The 5,552-nt window shown below is 61.4% G+C and carries 6 protein-coding genes; 2 read left to right on the top strand and 4 right to left on the bottom strand.

Translation table 11 applies throughout. The annotated features are described in order from the left end of the window. Positions 1-494 (top strand): competence protein ComJ (comJ, locus tag VG320_RS13275; protein WP_327200565.1); only part of this gene is annotated, 494 nt, incomplete at its 5' end. A 151-nt stretch (positions 495-645) separates the two neighbouring features. Here the strand turns inward: comJ and VG320_RS13270 are convergent. Then, complete coding sequence (locus VG320_RS13270; RefSeq protein ID WP_327200564.1) at positions 646-1,812, bottom strand: alpha-hydroxy-acid oxidizing protein; 1,167 nt, start codon at positions 1,810-1,812, stop codon at positions 646-648. Positions 1,813-1,943: 131 nt separating this feature from the next. On the opposite strand from VG320_RS13270, the gene VG320_RS13265 reads away from it, so the two are divergent. Then, a complete protein-coding gene (locus VG320_RS13265; protein ID WP_327200563.1) occupies positions 1,944-2,636 on the top strand; it encodes a Crp/Fnr family transcriptional regulator in 693 nt (230 codons plus the stop codon). Positions 2,637-2,651: 15 nt separating this feature from the next. Here the strand turns inward: VG320_RS13265 and VG320_RS13260 are convergent, their stop codons facing one another. From VG320_RS13260 to VG320_RS13250, 3 genes are all read right to left on the bottom strand, one after another. Beyond that, entirely contained in the window at positions 2,652-3,545 is an 894-nt protein-coding gene (locus VG320_RS13260) for a class I SAM-dependent methyltransferase (RefSeq protein WP_414696031.1), read from the bottom strand. Positions 3,546-3,622: 77 nt separating this feature from the next. After that, a complete protein-coding gene (locus tag VG320_RS13255; protein WP_327200562.1) occupies positions 3,623-4,645 on the bottom strand; it encodes an alpha/beta hydrolase in 1,023 nt (340 codons plus the stop codon). Positions 4,646-4,658: 13 nt separating this feature from the next. Then, the coding region (locus tag VG320_RS13250) for a TonB-dependent siderophore receptor (protein ID WP_327200561.1) at positions 4,659-5,552 on the bottom strand (894 nt) is incomplete at its 5' end.

Below are 5,552 nucleotides of genomic sequence, written 5' to 3'. Positions count from 1 at the left end.
CGTGGAGATTTGCGATGGGTGAAGATATGACCCAAACTGTTGATCTGCTGATATCGCATAGTCAGATCCTGATTCGTTCTCGAGCATACGAAGAAGGCTTGAGCCAATGGGGGACAGGAAATGTCTCACAAGGTGCCTTGCTTCACCCAGACTATCTGATATTCGATCCGCTTCCTGATGATGCGTTTGGGGCTAAAGTCATCCTTCATGTTACAAGTCAATTTGTGCTGGGCGACGGATGCGCCAGATGTATTGTTGCGCCCTTTCATATTTCAGACCGAAGCTTGATTGAGGTGGCTTCCGCGACCGAAAAATTCAAAATTACATTAGATTTACCGCTTGAAGACTACGCTGTGTACTTTGAAATTTGTGAAGCCGATGAGATTTTCTATCGATTCACATTCGTTTCGGGCTCAGTTCCCGGCCCCACGTATCTATTTGATGATCCATGGGGTGGGGTAAAAGGGAAGGCGCTTGCCGTTGGAAGCGCGTAGGTGATGATCTGACGCCTTAGGACGAATTTCCTTCCATATAACCGTGCCGCGACGGGGACCGCAGCAATCATGCGTTCCCCGTCAACCCGACCCGGTGCCCACTCGCTACAAAAACCAGCATAATCGGCGCCGCCCAGCGGTCTCAGTCAGATCAACCCGTCACTCGCCTCACCCCCGCCGCCCGCAAAGCCGCAATATCGGCAAACCCATCAACGGCCATCAGCAGATCGGCTTCGGCAAGAATCGACCGGATGACGTGCACGATACCGGCGCTGCCACCCAGCGCAAGACCATACGCATAAGGCCGGCCAACGCCCACCATACTCGCGCCCATCGCCAGCGCCTTCACCATATCGGTACCGCTGCGAATACCGGAGTCGAACCACACTGGCGTATTCCCGCAAGCGGCCACCACCTCGGGCAACATATCGATCGCCGCGATCCCGCCATTAGCCTGACGACCGCCATGATTCGAACAGAAAACCGCATCGGCGCCCACATCGATAGCGCGCCGTGCGTCGTCCGGATGCTGAATACCCTTGACGATCAGCGGGAGCCGGGTCAGCGTTCGCAGCCACGCCAGATCCTCCCACGTCACAGCCTGGCCGAACACGGACGCCCACAGACGCACGGCGGCGGCCGGATCGGCCTCGGGCGGCGCCGTGAGTTTGGCGCGGAAGTGCGGATCGGAGAAGTAATTGGCCAGCGCCACGCCGCGCAATTGCGGAAAATTGCCTTCGTTGAGATCGCGCGGGCGCCAGCCTGGAATCCACGTATCCACGGTCACGACGATGCCCTTGTAGCCGGCCGCTTCGGCGCGGCGCACGAAGCTTTCCGCAAGTTCACGGTCCTTCGGCGTGTAAAGCTGGAAGAACGCATCGCCGTCGCCAAGCGCCTGAGCGACGGTTTCGAGCGGATCATTCGTCAACGTGGACGCGATCATCGGCACGCCCGCGGTTGCCGCCGCTTGTGCCGTCGCGATGTCGCCGTGGCCATCCTGCGAGCAGATGCCGATCACGCCAATCGGCGAAAGCATCAGCGGCGACGCATAGCGCTTGCCGAACATTTCGACGGACAAATCGCGCTCGCGCGTGTCGACGAGTCGGCGCGGCACGATACCCCAATGCGCGAACGCTTCCACGTTGCGGCGTTGGGTCGTTTCGTCGCCGCAGCCGCCTTGAACATAGGACAGCACGGACGGGGCCATCGCGGCGCTCGCGCGTGCTTCGAGACTCTGGAAATCGACGGGTAAATCCGGTTTGCGGCCCTGGAGGCCGTTGAAGTAGATTTCGAACTGGTAGTCGCCGAAATGATTCATGATCCACCTGGTCACGTTGAAGGGCTACTGCAAGAATGAATGCACCTGCGCGAACCCATGATAGGGGCAAGCGCGCGCCCAATTTGTCGGAAAGCCGACACGTGATTCCGCCTATGCCAACCGCAGCAGCCATGCCGACCCGTTATCGCAAGCAGATCGAATCCACGCCGTGGTTCAGCGCTTTACCCATTCAATTGCAGGACGCGCTGTTCGCCTGCGCCGTTGTATTGAAGCTCGATAAAGGCGCGGCGCTCTACCGTTGCGGCGACCGGTCATGTTCGCTGTATGCGCTGCTGGACGGCACGCTCGAAGTCGGCATGGTCGATGTGGATGGGCGTGTAACCTTGCTGGCGGTATTGCGGCCCACGGCGTGGATCGGCGAGGTGTCGCTATTCGATCAGCTGCCACGCGCGCAGGATGTGATTGCGGGCAGCGCAGCGGTCATTCTGCAATTTCCCGAAACCGCGTTGCGCAGCTTATTGAAGGATGCGCCGCATTATTGGCACGATTTTGCATTGTTGATGGCGCAACGTTTGCGCGTCAGCTATAAAAACACGGAAGCGCTAAGTGCGCCTTCGGCGGCGCAACGGCTCGCGGGGCGTTTGTTGATGATGGCCGATGGCAATGGAGGTCTCAACGACCGCCAGAGCACGATTCTGGTCTCGCAGAACAGCGTGGCTTCGATGGTGTCGTTATCGCGCCAGACGACCAATCAATTGCTGAAGGATCTGGAGCGCCAGCAGATCGTGCGGCTGGAATTCGGCAAGGTGACGATACTCGATGTGGCGAGGCTGCAGGCCGTCGCGCGAACGACGGCCGTTTAAAGCGTTAAGCCCGGGTTATGGCTTGATGAATTTCAGCGTCATACGATCCGATTCGCCAATCGCCGCGAAACGTGCGCGATCGGCATCGCCGCCTTTATAGGTTGGCGGCAGCGACCAGACGCCGTGCGGATAATCTTTGGTGTCCTTCGGATTCGCATTGATTTCGCTGCGTCCGGCCAACACAAAGCCCGCTGCCTGGGCGTGTTCGATGACGTATTCCTCCGTCACATAGCCGCTATCGATCATCTGCTGCACGGTCGCGCCGCGTTGCGCGCGATGCTCTTCCACGCCAAGCACGCCACCGGGTTTTAGCGCGAGCCAGAAAGCCCGCAGGTTGTCGTCGATCTGGCCGTCCTTCATCCAGTTATGGATATTGCGGAACGTGAGCACGCGATCGAACTGCTCATGTGCGTCGAAACCCTTGAACTGTCCCGCGCGCAAGGTGCCCACCTTGACGTTTCCATAGATTGCAGGCGTGGCGGCCAGCTTGCGCAGGAAGGCAGCATCGCTGTCGCGATCTTCGGCGGCCAGCTCCGGCGATGTGCTGATGTATTGGGCTTCGACAAGGTGGCCGTGATCGTGCAGCCAGGGCGCCAGGATATCCGTGTACCAGCCGCCGCCCGGCGCGATTTCGAGGACCGTCTGCGTTGGCTCCACGCCGAAGAATTGCAGTGTTTCCTTCGGGTGCCGATAAACATCGCGCGCCTTGGCGCGATCGCTTCGCTGCGGACCATTGATTGCCGCATCGAGTGAAGCGGCGCTCGCGGCCGGCGTTTGCGTGGGCTGTCCGGCTTGTTGCGTGGGCGCGGCGCACCCGGCCGCGAAGAGCGCGAAAGACGCCATGGCGATGGCGGCGGCGCGCTTCAATGCATGGCGTGCGGGCACTCGATGACGGGAAATCGGATTCATGGGCGAAAGCGCAGATTTGAAAGACCACACGATACCCGGTTATTTGCTATTGCGCTGGCAGGGCATCGCGTGTTGCGTCACGGTTGCGGCGGCTTCGCGCATTCGTGCCGGGCCGCGAGTGCCACGGCTTCGCTGATCGCCGCAGGCAAATACGAAACGTGGTTCTGGCCCGGATAGATCTGCAAATCGGCATTGAAGCCGAGTGCGGGCGTATCGTTTAGCGCGTCCGCGAAAGCCCGCGCATTGTCGATCATCGCGGCGTGACGCACGCGTTCGACACGCGCTGGCGGGCTGTCTGGCGCAAGCCGTTGCTCGTCGCCGCCGACGCGAATCGCGAGCGGAATGCCCGTAGCCGATTCACCCGCAACGGACTTACGCACCGAGCGCACGCGTTCGAGCAACGCACCCGCATCCCACCACAGCGAAGGACTGGCCGCCATATAGCGCGAATACGCCTGCGGCTGCGAAAGCGCATCGTGCAGCACAAAAAAGCCGCCCAGCGAGTGCCCGAACAACATTCGCGCGCGTGGCGTTTCATGCGTGCGCGCTTCGATCGCGCGCGGCAATGCCTCGTTGACGAGTGATTCGAAGGCATCCACGCCGCCGGTTTGCAGCGGCTTGCCTTGTGCATCGCGCGCCACGCCCCAGCCGTCGCGGCTGGTCGTGGTGAAATCGCGGAAGCGCTGGCGTTCGTCGAACAGCGCGTCGTTGTCGGCGGCGATGGCGGCGATCGTCACCGGTCCGATCAAACGCGACTGCAGACGCGCGGCGCTCACCGCGAGTGCGAAGGTCGCATTGCCGTCGAGCAGCACGAGCAGCGGCGGCGCGCCTTCCTGTACGCACGTATCGGCGACTTCGCCAGCGGCGCGCGGCATCGTCGCCGACGCTGCGCCAGCAGCCGGGTGATAGAGCCAGACGCGATAGCGCGGGCCTTGCGGCCCGTTCTGGAGCAGGAAGGATTCGGTGTCGGGCAACAGCGCATTCGCCGCTGCAACAGAATCGCCGGGCGTGCTGACCGGCGCTGCGTGAACGCAGGCGCAAGCTACCAGGACACAACTGGCCAGCACACGCAGCATCGGAATACGGGATCGTTTCATCATCGGGCTCACCATTTCACCATTGATAGCGTGCGGTGCCGATGACTTCGCGGCGTACACCCCAGAAGCACTGCGTTGCGCTCGCGCAGGCGGCGACGTATTGGCGGTCGAACAGGTTCGATGCGTTGAGCGCGAATTTCCAGTTACGCAGTTCGTAGTGCAGAGCGAGATCGACGAGCGTAAACGAGCCGACCCGGAACGAATCGTCGGCCGCCCCATACGTGCTGCCGATATAGCGGATGCCCGCGCCCATGCCCAGCCCCTTGAACGTGCCGCGATGCAGCGTGTAGTCGGCCCACAGCGAAGCGGTCTGCTTCGGCACGGCGGCGGGTGTGTGGCCCAGCGAAGTATCGTTCGCGCTCGCGACCCATGCGCTCGTATAGCTATAAGCGGCGATCAGCGACAGTTCGCGCGTGAGGTTCAGGTGCGTTTCCAGTTCCACGCCACGGCTTTTGACAGCGCCGGTCTGCACACGGTAATTCGAGTTGTTCGGATCGGGCGTCGAAACATTGTGCTGTTCGAGGTCGTAGAGCGAGAGCGTGGTGAAGCTGCTGGTGCCCGGAATCTGGTATTTGAGGCCCACTTCGAACTGACGCCCCGTGGTGGGCTTGAGCGCGCTGCCGTCGGCCGTCGTGCCCGACGTCACCGGCTGGAACGAACGCGAAAAGCTGGCGAATGGCGAAAGCCCATTATCGAAGGCGTACAGTGCGCCCGCGCGCCAGGTGAACGCGCGATCGAATTGACGCGTGGATGTGTGTTTGACGTACTCGTTGGCGTCGGTGGTGGCGTAGTCTTCACGCGCGCCCAGCACGAACGACCATTTGCCCAGCGTGATCTGATCCTGAAGATAGAGGCCGAGGTCGTCGGTACGCTGGCGCGTGTAGCTGGCGAGCTTCGGCGCGGTGAGCGC

Source organism: Paraburkholderia sp. (assembly GCF_035948235.1).
GTDB lineage: Bacteria > Pseudomonadota > Gammaproteobacteria > Burkholderiales > Burkholderiaceae > Paraburkholderia.
This window is presented reverse-complemented; position numbering and strand designations above follow the sequence as displayed.